This is a genomic window from Aureimonas altamirensis (assembly GCF_001463885.1).
GTDB classification, from domain to species: domain Bacteria; phylum Pseudomonadota; class Alphaproteobacteria; order Rhizobiales; family Rhizobiaceae; genus Aureimonas; species Aureimonas altamirensis.
On the sequence record NZ_BBWQ01000012.1, the window covers coordinates 96,836 to 115,491 of the forward strand.

Below are 18,656 nucleotides of genomic sequence, written 5' to 3' on the forward strand. Positions count from 1 at the left end.
CTCGCAAGGCGGATTTATAGCCGGCTCGCCTGTTGCTGGCTTGTGCTTGCGGTCGCCACGGCCGCGCAGGCGCAGACAGCGGTTACGCTGACGCCCACCGCCATCGACACCTTCCTGCCCGGCAGCACGACGACGCGCTTCGGCGCGCTGGAGTATCGCGCCGGCTTCAGCTTCCGCCCGTCCGAGCGGCGCCTGCAGGGCATTTCGGGCTGGCGGTTTACCGATGCCGGCGGCGGCCGCTTCCTGGCCGTGACCGACACCGGCCTGTGGTTTGCCGGAACCATCCTTCGCAATTCAGACGGTTTGCCCATCGGCATCGCCGACGGGCAGGTTGCCCCCATATTGGATGGCAGCGGCCGGCCGCAGCCGCGCAAGGGCGATGCCGACGCCGAGGGGCTGACGATCTCAGAGGGGCGGGTACTCGTATCCTTCGAGCGGGATCATCGCGTCGTCGCCTATGGGGTCGCCGGCCCCATCCCAGGCGCTGCGCTGGCCGAGCTGGATTTCCATATCCCCAGCCGCGAGCTTCGCCGCAACCAGGGGCTGGAGGCCATCGCCACCGCCCCGGACGGCAGAACCATCGTCGTCAGCGAACAATCCCTGGATGCGGACGGCAATCTGTTCGCGGCGGTGCTTGGCCCCGCCGGCGGCGTCTTCAAGGTTGCCAGAAACCCGCCATGGCATGTCACCGACGCGGCTTTCCTGCCCTTTGGCGATCTCGTGCTGCTGGAACGCCGCTACGAAGGCTTCGGACGCATCGGCATGCGGCTGCGCCGAATCGCCGGCGGCGACATCGAGCCCGGCGCGCTGGTGGATGGCGACATCCTGATGGAAGCCGACGGCCGCTTCGAGATCGACAATATGGAAGCTTTGGACATCTTCCGCGACGCGGCGGGGGACATCGTCTTCGCCATCGCCTCCGACGACAACGGCTCTTTCTTCCAGCGCAACCTTTACCTTGAATTTCGGCTCGTGGCCGAGGATCAGGCGCGCGCTCCCGGCGCTTCCCGGTAGGGCAGCACCATGTTGATGATCACCCGGTAGGGCACCAGGCCGAAAACGGCCACAGCCAGCTTGACGGCGAAATCTCCGAGTGCCCAAGACAGCCAGCGCGGCGCATCCGTACCGGTGAAGACACCCAGAAGCGGCGCCCCCTCCAGTGCGAAGCCATCATTCGGGCCGAGAATCACGAAGAGCGGCGCGAAGGCGATGGAAAAGAACAGCAGCGTATCGATGATGGTGCCGGCAACGCCGGAGGCCATCGGCGCCTTCCACCAGCTCTGGCGGCGCAGGCGGTTGAACACCAGGATATCGACAAGCTGCGCCACCAGAAAGGCCATCCCGCTGGCCAATGCGATGCGCACCAGGCGTCCGGCCTCCAGCCCGAATGGGATCACGCCAAGCTGGAACAGCAGCGGCGGCAGTACGATCGACGCGGCGATGGCCGTCGCGAACCCGCCATAGACAACACGGCGCGCCATGACCGGGCCGTAGAGCCGATTGTTGATGTCGGTGACGATGAAGGCGAAGGGGTAGACGAAGGCACCCCAGGTCAGGATGTCGCCCAGCGACAACGCCCCGACCGTGCCCTGTACCGGAAACTGCACGGCGATATTGGACGCCAGGACGATCAACGTCATGGCCAGGACCGGAAGGACGTAGTGACGGGGAAGCGACATGCGCGTGTTCCATTTTTTTAGGCTGGGGTATGGCACCAGCGTTCCACGGATATCGCGCTTGGATGTCCGCACGCGAAAAGGCCCCGCCGCCGGCGAGGCCCATCAGTTCAGTGCGCCGGCCGAACCGGCGAAACGCCAGTTCAGGCGGCTGCGTCGGCCGAAGCGACCTTCTTGGCGATCTGACGCTTCAGCAGCCGGGCGCGCTGCGACAGATCGTCTTCGGAAGCCTTCAGAAGGAAAGCGTCCAGACCGCCGCGATGCTCTACCGTCCGCAGCGCGTTGGCGCTGATGCGGAGCCGGTAACGCTGACCGAGCGAGTCGGAAATCAGCGTGACGCTGCACAGGTTCGGCAGGAAGCGGCGACGCGTCTTGTTGTTCGCGTGGCTGACATTGTTGCCAGACTGGACGGCCTTGCCAGTCAGTTCGCAAGCGCGCGACATAGGATCACCTTTCAAAAGTCCAAGAGCCCCGGCCGGTCGCGCCACCGCAACAAGCACGGCGCGATCATCAGCCAACGGGCATGATCGGGATTGGCGGTTCCTATAGTCGGCTTGGCAGGCGAGGTCAAGAAGCGGAGGACAATAGCGCCCACAACGCGAAATCCGCCTTTCCGAGAAGATTGATCCTGGACGCGCGAGCTGTCTGGTATACAGGCTTTCGTACCGCACTCCGTCCAGGTCTTCCGTCCCGATGCCGTTCAAGCGAATCGCAGCTACACTCTTCCTTTGCATCCTTGCGCTGCCGGGTGGCCCGGCGCGCGCCGAAACGCTGCAGACACGCTACAGCATTTCGATTCTGGGCGTCACGGTCGGCCGGGCCGACTTCACCACCGAGTTCGCCGGCAGCCGCTATTCGGTTTCCGGCAATCTGCGGTCCGCCGGCCTCGGCGCCCTCGTCTCCAGCACGCAGGGGACGAGCTCGTCCGATGGGCAGGTGCGCGCCGACAGGGTGCAGTCCAACCGATACGCGTTGAACTACACCAGCGACGGCAAGAGCTGGTCCAGCACGGTGCGGATGCGCGGTGGGCGCGTCGTCGGCACGGAAGTGTCGCCGCCGCAGCGCAAGACGCATCCGTCCGACTATGTGCCGGTGACGCCGGGGCAGCTTGCCAATGTCGTGGACCCGCTCGCCAGCATGATGATCAAGGCGCGGGCCGACCGCATCTGCAGCCGCACCCTGCCCATCTTCGACGGCTGGTCGCGCCTCGACCTGAAGCTGTCGGCGGGTGGCACGGCTGAGTTCGAAGCCGACGGCTTTTCGGGCAAGGCCGTCGTATGCAATGCGCGCATCGAGCCCATCGGCGGGTTTCGCCGCGGTTCGTCCGGCCTTCAGTACCTGATGGGCCAGACGATCAAGATCTGGTTCGCGCCCATAGGCGACAGCGGCATCCACGCGCCGGTCTATGTCCGCATCCCGACGAAGATCGGCCCCCTGACGCTGAACGCATCGACCTTCGCACGGTCATGACACCCTTGGGGTCAGAACGCATCCTTGCGGCTGCGCAGCGCCGCAAAGACGCTCTCCGGCGGCTGGCCTGATAGGCCGATCTCCTCGGCAAGGGTCGCATCGTCGGCGCGCAGGAAGGGATTGGTCTTCTTCTCGCGCCCCAGCATCACGGGCAGGGTCGGTTCACCGGCCACCCGCAGATGCTCGACCTCGGTCGCGCGCTCGTGCAGCAGAAGGTTCTTCGGATCGACCGACAGCGCAAAGCGGGCGTTGGAGCCCGTATATTCGTGGCCGCAATACAGCATCGTCTCGTCCGGCAGGGCACGCAGCCGCTGCAGCGATTCCCAAAGCATCGGGGCGGTGCCCTCGAGCAGCCGGCCACAGCCGAGGGAAAACAGCGCGTCACCGGCGAAGACGGCCGATATCCCGGGCATATGGTAGGAGATGCTCCCCAGCGTGTGCCCCGGTGTGTCCAGCACCTCCACCGCAATGTCACCGATCGCGAAAGTGTCGCCGCCGGCGACCTTCCGGTCGATACCGGGAATGCGGTCTGCCTCTCCGGCCGGGCCGACGATGGTGGCGCCGAAGCGTGCCTTCAGGGCCTCATTGGCCGCAACATGATCGCCGTGATGGTGCGTCGTCAGGATGTGCGTCAGCGTCCAGCCCTCCTGATCCAGCACCTTGAGGATCGGCGCCTCTTCCGGCGCATCGATGGCGATGGTGGATCCGCTGTCGGCATCATGCAGCAGCACGCCGAAATTGTCGGTGCGGCAGATGAACTGCCTGATTTCAACCGTGCCCATGATTATTTCCTTCTTGCATGTCGTCCCTCCCAAGCTGAGATAGAATGGAAAGACGCCTTGCAAGAGGCGAATGTCCTTTCGGAGGGATGCGCCATCAGCATCACGCAGCAGATGAACGCCGATATCGTGGACCTGCGCGATTTCTATGCCAGCCGGCTGGGCCAGGCCACGGCCCGGGCCATCGCCATGGCCTTGGCCCCGCTTTGGCAGTCCATTTCGCAGGAGCGCCTGCTCGGCCTCGGCTACACCCTGCCCTATCTGGACCGGCTTTCGGCAGATTCGGACCGCACGCTGGCCTTCATGCCGGCGGCGCAGGGCGCCATACGCTGGCCGGCGGCCGGCTCTTCCACCAGCGCCATGGTGGACGAATCGTGCCTGCCGCTGGGCGACGCCTCGGTGGACCGCGTGCTGATGGTGCATGCCCTGGAATTTGCCGAAAACCCCTCGCAGCTTCTGTGCGAGGTGTGGCGCACCCTGGCGCCCGGCGGCCGGCTGGTGATCGTCATTCCCAACCGGGCCGGGGTCTGGGCGCGATTCGACCGAACGCCCTTCGGCTCGGGGCGCCCCTGGTCGAGGGGGCAGGCACAGCGCCTGCTGCACGGCGCCATGTTTTCGCCTTCGGGCGTCAACCAGGCGCTGTTCTTTCCGCCGTTCCGCCGCGCCGGCTTTGTCAACCTCGCCAATCCGCTGGAGCGCGCCGGCCGCAGGGCCTGGCCGCTGTTTGCCGGCGTCTTCATCATCGAGGCGACGAAGCTCGTCTATCGCGGCCTCCCCGTAACCCGCAACGAACGGGCGCGGCTGCGCCTCGTCAAACCGGTGCTGGTGCCCCAGGGCGCCTCGGCACGGCAGGACGGCGCGCCGAAAAGCGCAGGCGGACTGCCCCGCGCATCTTAAACTCGGACGTACCCCTTCCCACATTGCGGCTCCGACGCTGCAACTGACTTGGGGGACAAGACGATGCAACAGCGCAAATTGGGACCGGACCTGACCGTCTCGACCATGGGCCTCGGCTGCATGGGCATGTCGGAATTCTACGGCACGTCCGACGATGCGGAGTCCATCGCGACCATCCATCGCGCACTCGACCTCGGCGTGACCTTCCTCGACACGGCCGACATGTACGGCGTGGGCCGGAACGAGGAACTGGTGGGACGCGCGCTGCGCGGCCGGCGCAACGAGGTGGTGCTGGCGACGAAGTTCGGCAACGTGCGCGGCCCGGCCGGCGAGCGGCTCGGCATCGACGGCCGGCCCGACTATGTGAAGGCGGCCTGCGACGCCAGCCTGAAGCGGCTGGGCGTCGAGGTGATCGACCTCTATTACCAGCACCGCGTGGATCCGAACGTTCCCATCGAAGAGACCGTCGGGGCGATGGGCCGTCTGGTAGAGCAGGGCAAGGTCCGTTATCTCGGCCTTTCGGAAGCCGCGCCGCAGACCATCCGCCGCGCCCATGCAGAGCACCCCATCGCTGCCTTGCAGACCGAATATTCGCTCTGGAGCCGCGAGCCGGAACACGAGATCCTGCCGCTTCTGCGGGAACTGGGCATCGGCTTCGTACCCTACTCACCCCTCGGACGCGGCTTTCTGACAGGGCGTTTCCGCACCGCGGCCGACCTGCCCGAAAACGATTTCCGGCGCGATTCGCCACGATTCTCGCCCGAGAATTTCGGTCGCAACCTGAAGCTGGTGGACGCGGTGGAAGGCATCGCCCGCCGCAAGGGGGTCAAGGCTTCGCAGATCGCACTGGCCTGGGTTCTGGCGCAGGGCGAGGATATCGTGCCGATACCGGGCACGCGTCGCATTCCGTATCTGGAAGAGAACATCGGCGCCGAATCCATCGTGCTCACCCGCGAGGAAGTGGAGGAGATCGACGACATCTTCCCCGCCGACGCCGCGGCCGGCGCGCGCTATGCCGATGCCGGCATGAAGACGGTCAACCTCTGACAGCAAAGTTGGGCCGGCGCGCCAGGCGCGCCGGTCTACTTGCCGCGGCGCTTCAACAGGAAGACAGCCTGCTGGCCGAACAGGTTCCAGAACGCCCATGGCAGGCGCATGCCCATGCGCTGCCCGGTGGAATCGAGGGCTATGGCCGATTCCACCTCCGCGTCCACCTCGCGCGTCAGATCGACGAAGTCGCGGATGGTGCAGAAATGGATGTTGGGCGTGTCGTACCAGCTATAGGCCAGGTTGCGCGTGACGGGCATGCGTCCCTTGGCCATCAGCGACAGGCGCACCGACCAATGTCCGAAATTGGGAAAGGACACGACGGCGCGCCGACCGATCCTGAGAAGCTCGCTCAACACGGCTTTCGGGTTTTGCGTCGCCTGGATGGTCTGCGACAGGATGACGTAGTCGAAGGCGTCGTCCGGATAGTGGATGAGATCGCGGTCGGCATCGCCCTGCACGACGGACAGCCCGCGCGCCACCGCCTCGTTGACGCCCTGCTGGCTGATTTCCATGCCACGCGCGTCCACGCCGCGCTGGCGCTCCAGCAGCGCCAGAAGGCTGCCGTCGCCGCAGCCGACATCCAGTACGCGGCCGCCGCGCTGCACGAGGTCCGCGATCAGCGCAAGGTCGACGCGGACATTGGCGTCGGCCGCCACGATCTGGCTTGTCGCCTGGGGTAATTCCGTGTCGCTCATAGCTGTCCCTGTCGCAGCCCCCTGGCCCGTGCGGCGGACGACAGGAACCCATCGACCGCGGCGTAGAAGACGGGCTCGTCCAGAAGGAAGGCATCGTGGCCCTTGTCGGTCTCTACCTCGACAAAGGAGACCGAGGCCGCGGCCGCGTTCAACGCATGCACGACGGCGCGGCTTTCCTCCGTGGGGAAGAGCCAGTCCGACGAAAACGACACCAGGCAGAACCTTGTGCGCGTACGTGCGAAGGCATCGGCCAGCCGGCCGCCGTAATCGGCGGCGATGTCGAAATAGTCCATGGCGCGGGTAAGGTACAGATAGGCATTGGCGTCGAACCGGTCGACGAAGCTGGTGCCCTGATGGCGCAGATAGCTTTCGATCTGGAAGTCGGCCTCGAAGCCGAAGCCGAGCGAGTCCCTGTCCTGCAGGTTCCGGCCGAACTTGCGCTGCAGCGCCGCCTCGGAAAGGTAGGTCACATGGGCGGCCATGCGCGCCACGGCCAGCCCCTTGTGCGGCCGCACGCCGCCCTCGATGTAACGCCCGCTCTGCCAGTCCGGATCGGCCATGACGGCCTGTCGCCCGACCTCGTGGAAGGCGATGTTCTGCGAGGAATGGCGTGCGCCGGTAGCGATGGGCAGCGCGCAGAAGACCCGCTCCGGGTAGGCCACCGTCCACTGCAGGCACTGCATGCCGCCCATGGAGCCGCCGATGACGGCGAATAGCTGGTCGATGCCGAGCCGGTCGATCAGCATCGCCTGTGCACGCACCATGTCGGCGATCGTCAGCACCGGCAGGTCCAGCGCATAGGGCAGGCCCGTGGTCGGATCGATGCTGGCAGGGCCCGTGGAGCCCATGCAGGAGCCGATGACATTGGAGCAGACGACGAAATAGCGGTCCGTGTCGATGGGCTTGCCCGGCCCGATCAAGGACGACCACCAGCCCGGCTTGCCGGTGACCGGATTGCGGCTCGCCGCATACTGGTCACCCGTCAGCGCATGGCAGACATAGATGGCGTTCGATTTGTCGGCGTTGAGCTGGCCCCACGTCTCGTAAGCGATATCGAAGGGCGACAGCACCTGCCCGGCATCCAGCGTCAGGGGCTGGTCGGCCCCGAAATGCGCCACTTTGCTGGAGGGCTGGCGTGCCTCCCGCAAGCTGAGGCTGGCCACCTCGGTCATGGAGGGAGCGTTCATCGCATGTCGTACCCGACTTGATCAGGCCCCTCTGCTACCGACATGGCCCGGATAGATCAACGCTTCTTTGCAACCGTTGCGGCAGCTGTGTAGGACTTTCGCCAGACGAAGGACAGTCAGGCGCGGGAAGGGCAGACATGGCGAACGGGCAGGCCGGCGATGCGACGAAGCTTTCGGAACTGAGGGCCAAGATCGACGCCATAGACGAATCCATCCACCATCTCCTGATGCAGCGGGCAACCGTGATCGACGAGTTGATCGCCGCCAAGGGCACGCAGAAACACGGCGCGGCCTTCCGCCCCGGCCGCGAGGCGGACATGATGCACCGCCTGGTTGCCCGGCATCGCGGGCACCTGCCGATCACCGCCGTCGAGCATCTCTGGCGCGAGATCATCTCCACCTTCACGGCACTGCAGGCGCCCTTCGAGGTTGCCGTATCGACGGCAGGCGACATCGCCGCCGCCGTGGATACGGCGCGGTTCACCTGCGGGTTCTCGGTGCCCATGCACCTCGTGGACAATGCTTCGGCCGCCATCGACCGCGTGGAAAAGGGCGACGACTGGCTCGGTATCGTCATGCTGAAGGAGAATTCCGGTGCATGGTGGCAGAGGCTCGGTCGCGCCTCCATCGTCGCGCGCCTTCCCTTCATCGAGCAGGATGGCCGCCCCGCCGGCGAGCCTGCCTTGGTGCTGGCGCCACCGCTGGCCGACCCCGTCCCCTTCGAGATCGAGTGCCATGTGATCGAAGGCGACGGCACGGAGCTGGCAGAGGGGTTCACCGTCCTGGCCAGCGCCGAAGGCAGTTGCCTGGTTGCCGGCCCGCGCGGCGTGCGGCCGGTTTCGGCCGACCGCTTGGAAACGCTCGACATTCGCCCGGTCGGGGGCTATGCCGCTCCCTTGCGGGCATAGCCTGTGCGACGATTGTAAGGATAAGACGATGCAGGGCCTGACGAAGGCGCCGGCGCCACGGCCGGGAGTGTTGGACATCGAAGCCTATGTGCCCGGCAAGAGCCACGCGCCGGCCGGTGTCCGCCTGCACAAGCTGTCATCCAACGAAACGCCGCTCGGGCCCTCCCCGGAGGTCGCCGCCGCGATCGCCGAGGCGAGCCGCCACCTGGAACTGTATCCCGATCCGCAGGCTACCGCCTTGAAGGCGGCGCTGGCCGAGCGCTATGGCCTGAACCCGCAGCGCATCGTCTGCGGCAACGGTTCCGACGAGGTGCTGAGCCTTCTCGCGCAGACCTATCTGCACGATGGCGACGAAGGCATCTACACCGAGCACGGCTTCCTTCTGCACCGGACGGCCATCCTGGCCACCGGGGCAACCGCCGTCATGGCGCCCGAACGCGATGCCCATGTCGACGTGGATGCGATCCTGGAACGTGTCACCGCCCGCACGCGCATGGTCTACATCGCCAATCCCGGCAACCCGACGGGCACCTATGTCCCGTTCGACGAAATCCGCCGCCTGCATGCCGGCCTGCCGGCCGACTGCGTGCTGGTGCTGGATGCCGCCTATGCCGAATATGTCCGCCGCAACGACTACGAAGCCGGGATCGAGCTCGTGTCGAGCGCCGACAATGTGGTGATGACGCGCACCTTCTCGAAGATTCATGGCCTCGCCTCGCTGCGCGTCGGCTGGATGTACGTGCCGGAAGGCATCGCCGATGCCGTCGAGCGCATTCGCGGACCGTTCAATCTCAACGCACTCGGCATTGCCGCCGCCGCGGCCGCCATCCGCGACCGCGCCCATGTGGAGCGCACCATTGCCCACAACAATGGCTGGATCGTGCGGCTGACCGAGGCCCTGGAAGGGCTCGGCCTTCGCGTCTCCCCCAGCGTCACCAACTTCGTGCTGATCCACTTTCCGCAAACGCCGGGCAAGAGCGCGGCCGAGGCCGACGCCTTCCTGACGCAGCGCGGCTACATCCTGCGCCGTGTCGGCGGCTATGGGTTCCCCAACGCGCTCCGTATGACGATCGGCAGCGACGAAGCCAATGACGGTGTCGTCGCGGCTTTGACAGAGTTCCTGGGCCGATGAGCGAACCTCTTTTCGAACGCGTCGCGCTGATCGGCATCGGGCTGATCGGCTCTTCCATCGCCATCAACGCCAAAAAGCGCGGACTGGCGCGGCATGTGGCCATTGCCACCCGCCGCCCGGAAACGCTGGCGCGCGCCGAAGAGCTTGAGCTGGGCGACAGCTATCACGCCGACTTCGCCGAAGCGGTGTCGGGTGCCGACCTCGTCATTCTGTGCGTGCCGGTGGGCGCCTGCGGCGCGGTATCCGCGCTTATTGCCCCCAGCCTTGCCAAGGGCGCCATCGTCAGCGATGTCGGCTCAGTGAAGGGCTCCGTCGTGGAAGCGATGCGTCCCAACCTGCCGGCGCATGTGCATTTCGTGCCAGGTCACCCGATCGCGGGCACGGAGCAGTCCGGCCCGGATGCCGGCTTCCTCGAACTCTTCGAAAACCGCTGGACGATCCTGACCCCGGTCGAGGGCACGGACGAGGCGGCGGTGCAGCGGCTGCGGGCCTTCTGGGAGGGCATGGGCTCCATGGTGGAGACGATGACGCCCGAGCACCACGATCTGGTGCTGGCCATCGTCAGCCACGTGCCGCACCTCATCGCCTTCAACATCGTCGGCACGGCGGCGGACCTCGAAACGGTGACGCAATCCGAAGTCATCAAGTTTTCGGCCTCCGGCTTCCGCGATTTCACGCGTATCGCAGCCTCCGACCCGACCATGTGGCGCGATGTCTTCCTGACCAATCGCGACGCGGTGCTGGAGATGCTGGCCCGGTTTTCGGAAGACCTCGCATCGCTGCAGCGCGCCATCCGCTGGGGCGACGGGGATGCCCTCTTCGACCTGTTCACCCGCACGCGCGCCATCCGGCGATCGATCATCGCGGCCGGACAGGATACGGCCGACGCCGATTTCGGCCGTCAGCCGCATCGCCGCGACGGCTGGAACGAGGCAGCGGGGGCGGACGGCAAGATTCGCTGACCAGGTGCGGTCGGCGTGGAGAAAGCAATGACGACGACAACCGGAATCAAGGGTACCACGCAGACATTGCCGATCATCGTGGCGGTCAGTCTCTGCCACATGCTCAACGACATCATGCAATCGCTGCTTCCGGCGATCTATCCGCTGCTGAAGGTCGAGTTCGACCTGACCTTCGCGCAGATCGGCTTTCTGACGCTGGCCTTCCAGATCACCGCCTCGCTGCTGCAGCCCGCCATCGGCATCATCACCGACAAGCGCCCGATGCCCTACTCGCTGCCCTTCGGCATGGGATCGACGCTGATCGGCCTGATCCTCCTGTCGCAGGCGCACACCTATCCGATGCTGGTGTTCGGCGCCTGCCTGATCGGCTTCGGCTCGGCCATCTTCCATCCGGAGGCGTCGCGCGTCGCACGCCTTGCCTCGGGCGGGCGCTTCGGCTTCGCGCAATCCTTCTTCCAGGTGGGCGGCAATGCCGGCTCCGCGGCCGGCCCCCTGCTTGCCGCCTTCATCGTGGTGCCGAACGGCCAGAAAAGCGTTGCGCTGTTCGCCATCGTCGCGTTGCTCGGGATGCTGATCCTGTCATGGACGGCGCGCTGGTACGCGGCGCAGCAAAGGGCCATGCGTGGCCGCCCGGCCGCATCCCAGGCGCTGCCGCTGCCTCGCAACACGGTGGTGATGGCCATCATCATCCTTGTGGCGCTGACCCTGGTCAAGAACGTCTACATGGCCAGCTTCTCGAGCTATTTCACCTTCTACGTCATCGACCGCTTCGGTCTCGGCATTCAAAGTGCGCAGTTGATGCTGTTCCTGTTCCTGGCGTCGGCCGCGGTGGGCACGCTGGTCGGCGGCCCCTTCGGCGACCGGTTCGGCGCGCGCTTCGTGATCTGGTTCTCGATCCTCGGCGTCATACCGTTTGCGCTGCTGCTGCCCTACGCCAACCTGTTCTTCACGGGCGTTTTGGCGGTCATCATCGGTCTCGTGCTGGCGTCGGCGTTCCCCGCCATCGTGGTATTCGCCCAGGAATTGCTGCCCGGCCGCATCGGCTTCGTGGCCGGGCTTTTCTTCGGCTTCGCATTCGGCGCCGGCGGGCTGGGCGCGGCCATGCTGGGCGGGCTGGCGGACAGCCAGGGCATCGAAACGGTCTACACCCTGACGTCCTATCTGCCGCTGCTGGGCCTCGTCACCATCCTGCTGCCAAGGGTGGAGCGGCCGGCCGAGTAAGCCTCAGTAGCCGGATCGCGCCAGCGCCTCCAGCCGGTCGCGATCCAGCGTTGCGAAGTCCAGTGCCGGCAAAAGGTCGTTGTCGGCAGTCAGGTCGCGCCCGGCGGCTGCCGAGAAGATGGCGATCCCGGCTTCATGCAGCGTTGCCGGACGGCCGACCACGCGGCCCAGAAGCGCCGTCGGATACAGGCCGAAGGGTACATCCTCGTAGATGTAGCGGCTGTCCATAGTCGACGGGCCGGACGTTACATGGCCGTTACGGAACATTTCCTGGTTCATGGTCGAAACGTCGTTTTCCGGCACGTGGAATGACAGCGAGAAGTGCTGGCGCACGGTGCGTACGGAAAGGCCGAAGCTTTCCGCGATGGCCAGCCGCTCCGCGTCCAGCGCCTCGATGAAGCGGCCGACCGCCGGAGTCACGTGCTCGGCCTGCCCCCAGGTCTCACCCTTTTCCATGCGCGTCAGGTTGAGCAGCGCGATGCCAAGGTGGTTCTGCGGGTTCAGGTTGGACAGCGCGATGGCCATCAGCCCGTCGCGCGGCACGAAGCGGTCGCCGAACAGCTCCGTCAACAAGCGGATAGCCGAATCGCCATCCCAGGCGCCAAGCGTCGCGTAGTCGATCTTCTTGCGGAGCGTGGAGACGTTTACCGTCTCGTCGCCCGCCATCCGGCCCGTCGTCAATGTCGTGCCCCAGACGATCATCGGCACCGATACGCCGCGGGCCGCAAGCAGCCTGGAAAGATAGAGCGCGCCGAACGAGGCGTGCGAGCTGAAGATCACGGGTTGACCATTGCTCAGATACGGCGCCACCGCGTCGAGTACCATGCGGTGGCCATAGGCCGGCAAGGCCACCAGCACGGCATCCTTGCCGGAAACGGCCTCCTCGGCATTAGCCGCCACGGACACCGTGAACGAGCCTTCGACAGCGCCCTTCGCCGTCAGCGGTATACCCTCTCCCAACCTGCCCAGTCGGCGGCCCGAGGGCGACCAGAGGGTCGGCTCGTGGCCGTTCTGCGCAAGATACGCCGCAGCTCCGCCGGCGATTGCGCCCGCACCCAGAATTCCGATCTTCATGATTAACCCTTAATGCCGTTTTTGACATGGCTGCCCATTGCTGGGTGCACATTGTGCAACTAAAGGTTTGTGCATAATCTGGGCAACAGAATTTCGATCAGGAGATGTTGGGATGAATTTCGAACGGCCGAGCAGGCGCACCACCCTGAAGCTTTTGGGCGGCGCCGCGGGCGTCCTGGCGACCCCCTACATAATCCGCCCCCGTCCGTCCTGGGCCCAGTCGAATACGCTGAACATCACCACCTACGACAAGTTCATCCCGCAGGATTTCCTGGACCGGTTCCAGAGCGAAACCGGCATCAATGTGCAGATCCGGCTGACCGACGACCAGGGCAAGCAGTACAACCTGCTGGCGGCCGAGGGCGCCAACCCGACGACCGACATCGTCACCGTGGTCGGCCATCGCTATTCGCAATTCCTGAGCAGCAACCTCCTGGCGCCCATCGATACGGGCCGCATCGCAAGCTGGCAGAACCTGATCCCGTCCTACCAGGACGCACCGTGGCTGCGCATCGACGGCTCGATCTGGGGCCTGCCCATTCTGGCCGGTTTCGAGTGCCTGGCGCGCAATACCGACTATGTCGAGGATGTCGATAGCTGGAGCGTGATGTTCGACGAGGCGAACAAGCAGGCGACCTCCTATATCGTCAGCGACTTCCTCTCCATCACCATGAAGTATCTGGGCGACGACGGCGATTACGTCACCTATGTCGACAAGCCCGAGGAGGCCCTGGCAGCCACGAACAAGGCGCGCGACTTCCTGATCCAGAACAAGGACAAGGTGCGCCGCTACTACGACGCCGGGTCCGAGGTGCAGCAGATGTTCATCAACGAAGACATCTATGTCGCGCAGGCCTGGTCCGGCCCAATCTCCAAGCTGATCATGGACGGTCATCCGATCGCCCAGTCGGTGCCGAAGGAAGGCACCTACGGTTTCGTCTACACCTTCAACGTAGTGAACAACGCGGCCAATGCCGACAATGCCTACAAGTTCCTGGAGGCCATCGCCGCCTCGCCGGAAGTAGGCGCCGCGATGACGCGGCAGTCGGGCTTCACTTCCACCTTCGCGGGGGTCGACACGATCCTGAACGAGCGGGAGCGCGCCGCGTCCGTGCTGCCGCCCGAGCAGGTCGAGCGGATCACCTTCTTCTCGACCGTCAATCGCGACATGAAGAACCAGATGCTCGACCGCGCCGTGGCCGAAATCAAGGCGGCCTGACCTCGTGAGCATGCAGGAAGACGCAAGGGCGGCTCCGGCCGCCGGGGGCGCGGCGCCGACGAAGGTGCGGTATTCCACAGGCTGGGGACGGCTGATCGCCTCCCCCCTGTACCGCGGCACGCTCGGCAGCCTCAGTGATAGCCGCGCCGGGCGGCTTCTGCTTCTGTGTTCCGTACCGCTGATATGGCTGGTGGTCTTCGATCTGGGGCCGGTGTTCCAGCTCTTACGCATCAGCCTCATGAGCCAGTACCCGATCGTGCACGAGGGCGGGTCGGCCTTTACGCTGGACAATTTCCGCGTCTTCTTTGCCGAACCGCTCTACTTCACGCCCTTGATCCGGTCGGTGATCTTCGCATTCGCGGTTACCGCCGTCACGCTGCTGGTCGTCTATCCGGTTGCCTACTACATCGCCAAGATCGTCAAGCCGGAAAACCGGACGCGCGCCCTGCTTCTGCTGCTGGTGCCCTTCTGGGCGGGCGAGATCATCCGCACCTACGCGGTGATCATGCTGCTCGCCAATCGCGGCGCCATCAACTTCGCGCTGCGCGAGATGGACCTCATCACGCGGCCCATCCCGATGCTGTACAATTACTACTCCCTGTCCTTCGGCATGATCTACCTGGTCTGCCTCTATATGCTGCTGCCGCTCTACTCGGCGCTCGAGAAAATCCCGACGCCGCTGCTGCACGCGGCGGCAGACCTTGGCGCCGGGCCCTTCACGCGGTTTCGGCGCATCATCCTGCCCTTGTCGAAGGACGGTATCGTCTCCGGCTGCTCGCTGGTCTTCCTGACGACGATCGGCGTCTTCGCGACGCCCATCCTGCTGGGCGGCCCGTCCACCGGCCTGTTCCCCGAAACCATCGCCTCCTTCTTCCATGGCGCCAGCGACCGCTGGCCGGTGGGAGCGGCGATGTCGGTGGTGATGCTGGTTCTGTCCCTCGGCATTGCCGGACTGTTCATGCGCATCGTCGGACGCCGCACGGTGAGGTTCAGCTGATGGGACGCCGTACAGACGGGCCGCGCCTGGCCCTTTCCGCCGTATACTGGCTGTTCGTGCTGTATCTCCTTGGCCCGCTGCTGCTGATGACGGCGCTGAGCTTCAAGGACGCGAACTTCATCGCCTTTCCCCTCGGCGACGTGACGCTGGGCTGGTACATGCAGGTGGTGCAGGACCAGCAATTCCTGTCGGCGCTCTGGTACTCCATCGTCATCGCCGTCGCGGTGACGCTTCTGTCCACCATCGTCGGCGTCTGGATCGCCATGCTGATATCGGCCGAGGGCATCTGGCTGCGCACCCTCATCTTCGCGCTGGCCTGCCTGCCCGCCGTGGTGCCCGGCATGATCTCGGCCATCTCGATCCGCATCTTCGTGGCGACGCTGGACATTCCCACCGGCACGGGCGCCATCATCCTCGGCCACAGCATCCACGCCGTGCCCTTCGTGATGATCATGGCGCTGACCCGGCTGCGCACCATGCCGCCCAACCTTGTGGACGCCGCACGCGACCTCGGGGCGGATGGCTTCGTCGCCTTCTGGCGCATCACGCTGCCCTACCTGAAGCCGGCGATCTATGGCGGCATGGTCTTTGCCGCGCTGCTGTCGATCGACGATTTCGTGCGCACCTTCTTCCTGGGCGGGTATCGCACCACCATCCCGATGCTCATGTTCGCCAAGCTCCAAAGCGGCCTGAGCCCGGATATCAATGCCATGGCGACACTGATCCTGATCGCCACCGCAATCGTCGGCCTCTATGCCGAATATGCGACACGCCGGGCTAGGAGCCGCTGAATGAGCAATGTCGCCGAGTTCGTCGACGTCACCAAACTGTATGGCGGGGTCAAGGCCGTCGACGGGTTGAACCTGTCCATCGGGGAGGCCCAGTTCGTCACGCTGCTCGGCCCGTCGGGCTGCGGCAAATCCACGACGCTGCGCATGCTGGGCGGTTTCGAGACGCCCGAGCACGGACGCATCCTGCTGTCGGGCAAGGATGTGACACGCGTCCCGCCCAACCGACGCAACGTCAACATCGTTTTCCAGGACTACGCGCTGTTTCCGCACATGAACGTGCGGCAGAACATCGCCTTCGGCCTGGAGTTGAAGGGAATGGAGTCCGCCGCCATAGACCGCCGCGTGCGCGAACTCCTGGACATGGTGGAGCTTGGCCCCTTCGCAGAGCGTATGCCGACGGAACTGTCCGGCGGCCAGCGCCAGCGCGTGGCGCTGATCCGCGCCCTTGCACCCGATCCCGATGTGCTGCTGCTCGACGAGCCCCTCTCCGCGCTGGACGCCAAGCTGCGCCACCAGATGCAGGTCGAGCTGAAGAGCATCCAGAAGCGTACCGGCAAATCCTTCCTGTTCGTCACCCACGACCAGGAGGAAGCCCTGACCATGTCGGACCTCGTCGTGGTGATGAACAAGGGCCGCATCGAGCAGATGGGTGGTCCGGAAGACCTGTACCGCAACCCGCAATCGCGCTTCGTCGCCAATTTCATCGGCGACACCAACCTCATTTCCGGCCGGGTCGGCGGCCGTGTAAACGACCGCATTTCGCTGGACTGGGGCTCCCGCCGCCTTCTGGCGCGGGCCGGCGCTACGCCGCCGGCCGAAGGCGCACAGGCCGAAGTGGCGGTGCGGCCCGAGGCGATCACCTTGTCGACATCCGCGCCGGCACTCGACAATGCGTTCCAGGCGAGCGTGCGCGAGCGCATCTTCAAAGGCAGCCATCTTCTGCTTTCCGTGGCGCTCGATGACGGCGCCACGCTGGAGGTGATGGCCGATCCGGCCAGCGCCGCCAAGCTGGACGACGGCCCCATCTGGATCGGCTGGGCGGCGGAGGATGCCGTCGTACTGCCAAAGGCCGCGGAGGCATGATGCCGACGCCGGACGAACAGGAGCTTCTCCCCGATGCGGCCGAGCGTCTGCAGCGCCTGCAGGAGCGCCTTGCGGAAGACCTGGCACTGTTGAACTACCCGCTTGCCAACTGGGTGCCGCCGCGCACATCCGCCGATGGCCGGAAAGTTCTGGACGTGGTGGTGATCGGAGCCGGCATGTGCGGCCTGGTGGCCGGATTCGGCCTTCTGCGCGCAGGTATCTCCAACATCCGGATCGTCGATCGCGCCCCCGCCGGGCGCGAGGGACCATGGGTCACCTATGCGCGCATGGAGACGCTGCGCTCTCCCAAGCAGCTTCTGGGCCCGGCCTACGGCATGGCATCGCTGACGTTCCAGGCCTGGTACAGGGCAACGCGCGGCGATGCCGCATGGGACGCCCTTTTCCGCATACCGCGTCCGATGTGGATGGACTACCTCGCCTGGTATCGCAAGGCGCTGGCCTTGCCGGTCGAAAGCGGTGTCGACGTGACGCGGATCACGCCGCGCGCCGACGGCCTTTTCGAGCTGGAAGTGGCCGGCGGCGCGGGCGAGTCGATCCTGGCACGCCGCGTGGTGATGGCCGGCGGCCGCGAGGGCCTTGGCCGTCCGACCGTTCCGGACTTCGTCGACGGCCTGCCCCGACACCGTTGGGCCCATTCGTCCGAAACGATCGATTTCGACGCTTTGGCCGGCAAGCGCCTCGTCGTCATCGGCGTCGGCGCCTCGGCCGTGGACAATGCCGCGACGGCGCTGGAAGCCGGTGCGCGCGAGGTGCGACTTCTGGCGCGCCGACCGGCGATGCCCACCGTCAACAAGCTGATGGGTGTCGGCTCCTATGGGCTGACGGCGGGCTTCCCGACGCTGTCGCCGGAATGGCGCTGGCGCATCATGGCCTATTCCAACCGCCAGCAGACGCCGGCCCCCAGCAATTCGACACGCCGCGTCAGCCGGCATGCCAACGCCTATTTCCATTTTTCGGCCGGTATCGCGCGCGCCGAGGAAGCCGACGGACAGGTCGCGCTGACGACGGTGTCCGGCCGACGCTTCACCACCGATTTCGTCATCCTCGGTACGGGCTTCACGGTGGATGTACGCTCGCGGCCGGAGATTGCCGCATTCTCCGACGCCATAGCCACTTGGGGAGAACGGTTCACCCCGCCACCCGAAGACGCCGACGCATCGCTGGCCGCGTTTCCCTGGCTTGCGGAGGATTTTTCCTTCACCGAAAAATCGCCAGGCATGGCGCCTTTCCTCAAGCGGTTGCACTGCTTCAATTTCAGCGCATCGCTCAGCCTCGGCAAGGTTTCGGGCGACATACCCGCCATCAGCGAAGGCGCGCATTGGCTGGCGCGCGGCATTTCTGCGGCGCTGTTCGACGACGATATCGACATCCATTGGCAGGCGCTTCTGGCCTACGAGAAGCCGGAGCTCGTCGGCGACGAATGGACGGATGCGGACGCCGGGCCGGCGCCGGCGGCGCGCTCGGCCTAAGGCCGGGCTGCGGAAAACAGCACAA

At 65.6% G+C, this 18,656-nt stretch carries 19 protein-coding genes; 13 read left to right on the forward strand and 6 right to left on the reverse strand.

The annotated features are described in order from the left end of the window. The first annotated feature begins 42 nt into the window (after positions 1 to 42). Positions 43 to 1,014, forward strand: a complete 972-nt coding sequence (locus AUL31_RS10530; protein ID WP_159439793.1) for an esterase-like activity of phytase family protein — start codon at positions 43 to 45, stop codon at positions 1,012 to 1,014. Here the strand turns inward: AUL31_RS10530 and AUL31_RS10535 are convergent. Continuing rightward, the gene (locus tag AUL31_RS10535; protein WP_060605720.1) at positions 984 to 1,679 is read right to left on the reverse strand and encodes a queuosine precursor transporter; all 696 of its coding nucleotides are present in this window, start codon (positions 1,677 to 1,679) and stop codon (positions 984 to 986) included. The two genes, AUL31_RS10530 and AUL31_RS10535, sit on opposite strands and share 31 nt — an antisense overlap. Positions 1,680 to 1,819: 140 nt before the next feature. Beyond that, on the reverse strand, positions 1,820 to 2,119 hold the full coding sequence (rpmB, locus tag AUL31_RS10540; RefSeq protein ID WP_060605723.1) for a 50S ribosomal protein L28: 300 nt from the start codon (positions 2,117 to 2,119) through the stop codon (positions 1,820 to 1,822). A 250-nt stretch (positions 2,120 to 2,369) separates the two neighbouring features. Between rpmB and AUL31_RS10545 the strand changes: the two genes are divergently transcribed. Next, entirely contained in the window at positions 2,370 to 3,146 is a 777-nt protein-coding gene (locus tag AUL31_RS10545) for a DUF3108 domain-containing protein (RefSeq protein ID WP_060605727.1), read from the forward strand. An 11-nt stretch (positions 3,147 to 3,157) separates the two neighbouring features. On the opposite strand, the gene gloB is transcribed toward AUL31_RS10545, so the two are convergent. Further along, on the reverse strand, positions 3,158 to 3,928 hold the full coding sequence (gene gloB, locus AUL31_RS10550; protein ID WP_060605730.1) for a hydroxyacylglutathione hydrolase: 771 nt from the start codon (positions 3,926 to 3,928) through the stop codon (positions 3,158 to 3,160). 57 nt (positions 3,929 to 3,985) lie between these two features. Here gloB and AUL31_RS10555 point away from each other — a divergent pair, with 57 nt between their 5' ends. Together AUL31_RS10555 and AUL31_RS10560 are read left to right on the forward strand one after the other, a co-directional pair. Next, positions 3,986 to 4,822, forward strand: a complete 837-nt coding sequence (locus tag AUL31_RS10555) for a class I SAM-dependent methyltransferase (RefSeq protein ID WP_306302612.1) — start codon at positions 3,986 to 3,988, stop codon at positions 4,820 to 4,822. 63 nt (positions 4,823 to 4,885) lie between these two features. After that, positions 4,886 to 5,869: an aldo/keto reductase gene (locus tag AUL31_RS10560; RefSeq protein ID WP_060606082.1), complete on the forward strand. Its 984-nt coding sequence runs from the start codon at positions 4,886 to 4,888 to the stop codon at positions 5,867 to 5,869. 35 nt (positions 5,870 to 5,904) lie between these two features. Here AUL31_RS10560 and metW read toward each other — a convergent pair whose 3' ends face one another. Continuing rightward, entirely contained in the window at positions 5,905 to 6,567 is a 663-nt protein-coding gene (gene metW / locus AUL31_RS10565) for a methionine biosynthesis protein MetW (RefSeq protein WP_143190169.1), read from the reverse strand. Then, a complete protein-coding gene (metX, locus tag AUL31_RS10570) occupies positions 6,564 to 7,754 on the reverse strand; it encodes a homoserine O-acetyltransferase MetX (protein ID WP_192842521.1) in 1,191 nt (396 codons plus the stop codon). The genes metW and metX overlap by 4 nt, the downstream gene beginning before the upstream one ends. Positions 7,755 to 7,891: 137 nt before the next feature. Between metX and AUL31_RS10575 the strand changes: the two genes are divergently transcribed. The 4 genes from AUL31_RS10575 to AUL31_RS10590 are packed head-to-tail and all read left to right on the forward strand — an operon-like array spanning position 7,892 to position 11,977. Continuing rightward, positions 7,892 to 8,662, forward strand: coding sequence for a chorismate mutase (locus AUL31_RS10575; RefSeq protein ID WP_060605741.1), 771 nt, complete (start codon positions 7,892 to 7,894; stop codon positions 8,660 to 8,662). Positions 8,663 to 8,690: 28 nt separating this feature from the next. Next, positions 8,691 to 9,794 carry a pyridoxal phosphate-dependent aminotransferase gene (locus AUL31_RS10580; RefSeq protein ID WP_060605744.1) on the forward strand — a complete coding sequence of 368 codons (1,104 nt, stop codon included), beginning with the start codon at positions 8,691 to 8,693 and terminating at the stop codon, positions 9,792 to 9,794. Continuing rightward, complete coding sequence (locus tag AUL31_RS10585) at positions 9,791 to 10,756, forward strand: prephenate/arogenate dehydrogenase family protein (protein ID WP_060605747.1); 966 nt, start codon at positions 9,791 to 9,793, stop codon at positions 10,754 to 10,756. Before AUL31_RS10580 ends, AUL31_RS10585 begins: the two co-directional genes overlap by 4 nt. A 27-nt stretch (positions 10,757 to 10,783) precedes the next feature. Further along, the gene (locus AUL31_RS10590) at positions 10,784 to 11,977 is read left to right on the forward strand and encodes an MFS transporter (protein WP_060605750.1); all 1,194 of its coding nucleotides are present in this window, start codon (positions 10,784 to 10,786) and stop codon (positions 11,975 to 11,977) included. A gap of 3 nt (positions 11,978 to 11,980) precedes the next feature. Here AUL31_RS10590 and AUL31_RS10595 read toward each other — a convergent pair whose 3' ends face one another. Next, positions 11,981 to 13,051 (reverse strand): NAD/NADP octopine/nopaline dehydrogenase family protein, encoded by a 1,071-nt coding sequence (locus AUL31_RS10595; protein WP_060605753.1) that lies wholly within the window; start codon positions 13,049 to 13,051, stop codon positions 11,981 to 11,983. A 112-nt stretch (positions 13,052 to 13,163) separates the two neighbouring features. Between AUL31_RS10595 and AUL31_RS10600 the strand changes: the two genes are divergently transcribed. The 5 genes from AUL31_RS10600 to AUL31_RS10620 are packed head-to-tail and all read left to right on the forward strand — an operon-like array spanning position 13,164 to position 18,631. Further along, positions 13,164 to 14,270: an extracellular solute-binding protein gene (locus AUL31_RS10600; protein ID WP_060605756.1), complete on the forward strand. Its 1,107-nt coding sequence runs from the start codon at positions 13,164 to 13,166 to the stop codon at positions 14,268 to 14,270. A gap of 10 nt (positions 14,271 to 14,280) precedes the next feature. After that, positions 14,281 to 15,267, forward strand: coding sequence for an ABC transporter permease (locus AUL31_RS10605; RefSeq protein ID WP_060605763.1), 987 nt, complete (start codon positions 14,281 to 14,283; stop codon positions 15,265 to 15,267). Continuing rightward, positions 15,267 to 16,058, forward strand: coding sequence for an ABC transporter permease (locus AUL31_RS10610; protein ID WP_060605767.1), 792 nt, complete (start codon positions 15,267 to 15,269; stop codon positions 16,056 to 16,058). The genes AUL31_RS10605 and AUL31_RS10610 overlap by 1 nt, the downstream gene beginning before the upstream one ends. Next, complete coding sequence (locus AUL31_RS10615; protein ID WP_060605770.1) at positions 16,059 to 17,141, forward strand: ABC transporter ATP-binding protein; 1,083 nt, start codon at positions 16,059 to 16,061, stop codon at positions 17,139 to 17,141. Then, positions 17,141 to 18,631: an NAD(P)-binding domain-containing protein gene (locus AUL31_RS10620; RefSeq protein ID WP_060606089.1), complete on the forward strand. Its 1,491-nt coding sequence runs from the start codon at positions 17,141 to 17,143 to the stop codon at positions 18,629 to 18,631. The genes AUL31_RS10615 and AUL31_RS10620 overlap by 1 nt, the downstream gene beginning before the upstream one ends. The last annotated feature ends 25 nt before the right edge of the window (positions 18,632 to 18,656 follow it).

What these genes read in the sequence shown, in the direction of transcription:
- AUL31_RS10535 (WP_060605720.1), bottom strand. Translation starts at nt 1,679, where the DNA reads ATGTCGCTTCCCCGTCACTACGTCCTTCCGGTCCTGGCCATGACGTTG.
- rpmB (WP_060605723.1), bottom strand. Translation starts at nt 2,119, where the DNA reads ATGTCGCGCGCTTGCGAACTGACTGGCAAGGCCGTCCAGTCTGGCAAC.
- AUL31_RS10545 (WP_060605727.1), top strand. Translation starts at nt 2,370, where the DNA reads ATGCCGTTCAAGCGAATCGCAGCTACACTCTTCCTTTGCATCCTTGCG.
- gloB (WP_060605730.1), bottom strand. Translation starts at nt 3,928, where the DNA reads ATGGGCACGGTTGAAATCAGGCAGTTCATCTGCCGCACCGACAATTTC.
- AUL31_RS10560 (WP_060606082.1), top strand. Translation starts at nt 4,886, where the DNA reads ATGCAACAGCGCAAATTGGGACCGGACCTGACCGTCTCGACCATGGGC.
- metW (WP_143190169.1), bottom strand. Translation starts at nt 6,567, where the DNA reads ATGAGCGACACGGAATTACCCCAGGCGACAAGCCAGATCGTGGCGGCC.
- metX (WP_192842521.1), bottom strand. Translation starts at nt 7,754, where the DNA reads ATGAACGCTCCCTCCATGACCGAGGTGGCCAGCCTCAGCTTGCGGGAG.
- AUL31_RS10575 (WP_060605741.1), top strand. Translation starts at nt 7,892, where the DNA reads ATGGCGAACGGGCAGGCCGGCGATGCGACGAAGCTTTCGGAACTGAGG.
- AUL31_RS10580 (WP_060605744.1), top strand. Translation starts at nt 8,691, where the DNA reads ATGCAGGGCCTGACGAAGGCGCCGGCGCCACGGCCGGGAGTGTTGGAC.
- AUL31_RS10585 (WP_060605747.1), top strand. Translation starts at nt 9,791, where the DNA reads ATGAGCGAACCTCTTTTCGAACGCGTCGCGCTGATCGGCATCGGGCTG.
- AUL31_RS10590 (WP_060605750.1), top strand. Translation starts at nt 10,784, where the DNA reads ATGACGACGACAACCGGAATCAAGGGTACCACGCAGACATTGCCGATC.
- AUL31_RS10595 (WP_060605753.1), bottom strand. Translation starts at nt 13,051, where the DNA reads ATGAAGATCGGAATTCTGGGTGCGGGCGCAATCGCCGGCGGAGCTGCG.
- AUL31_RS10600 (WP_060605756.1), top strand. Translation starts at nt 13,164, where the DNA reads ATGAATTTCGAACGGCCGAGCAGGCGCACCACCCTGAAGCTTTTGGGC.
- AUL31_RS10605 (WP_060605763.1), top strand. Translation starts at nt 14,281, where the DNA reads ATGCAGGAAGACGCAAGGGCGGCTCCGGCCGCCGGGGGCGCGGCGCCG.
- AUL31_RS10610 (WP_060605767.1), top strand. Translation starts at nt 15,267, where the DNA reads ATGGGACGCCGTACAGACGGGCCGCGCCTGGCCCTTTCCGCCGTATAC.
- AUL31_RS10615 (WP_060605770.1), top strand. Translation starts at nt 16,059, where the DNA reads ATGAGCAATGTCGCCGAGTTCGTCGACGTCACCAAACTGTATGGCGGG.
- AUL31_RS10620 (WP_060606089.1), top strand. Translation starts at nt 17,141, where the DNA reads ATGCCGACGCCGGACGAACAGGAGCTTCTCCCCGATGCGGCCGAGCGT.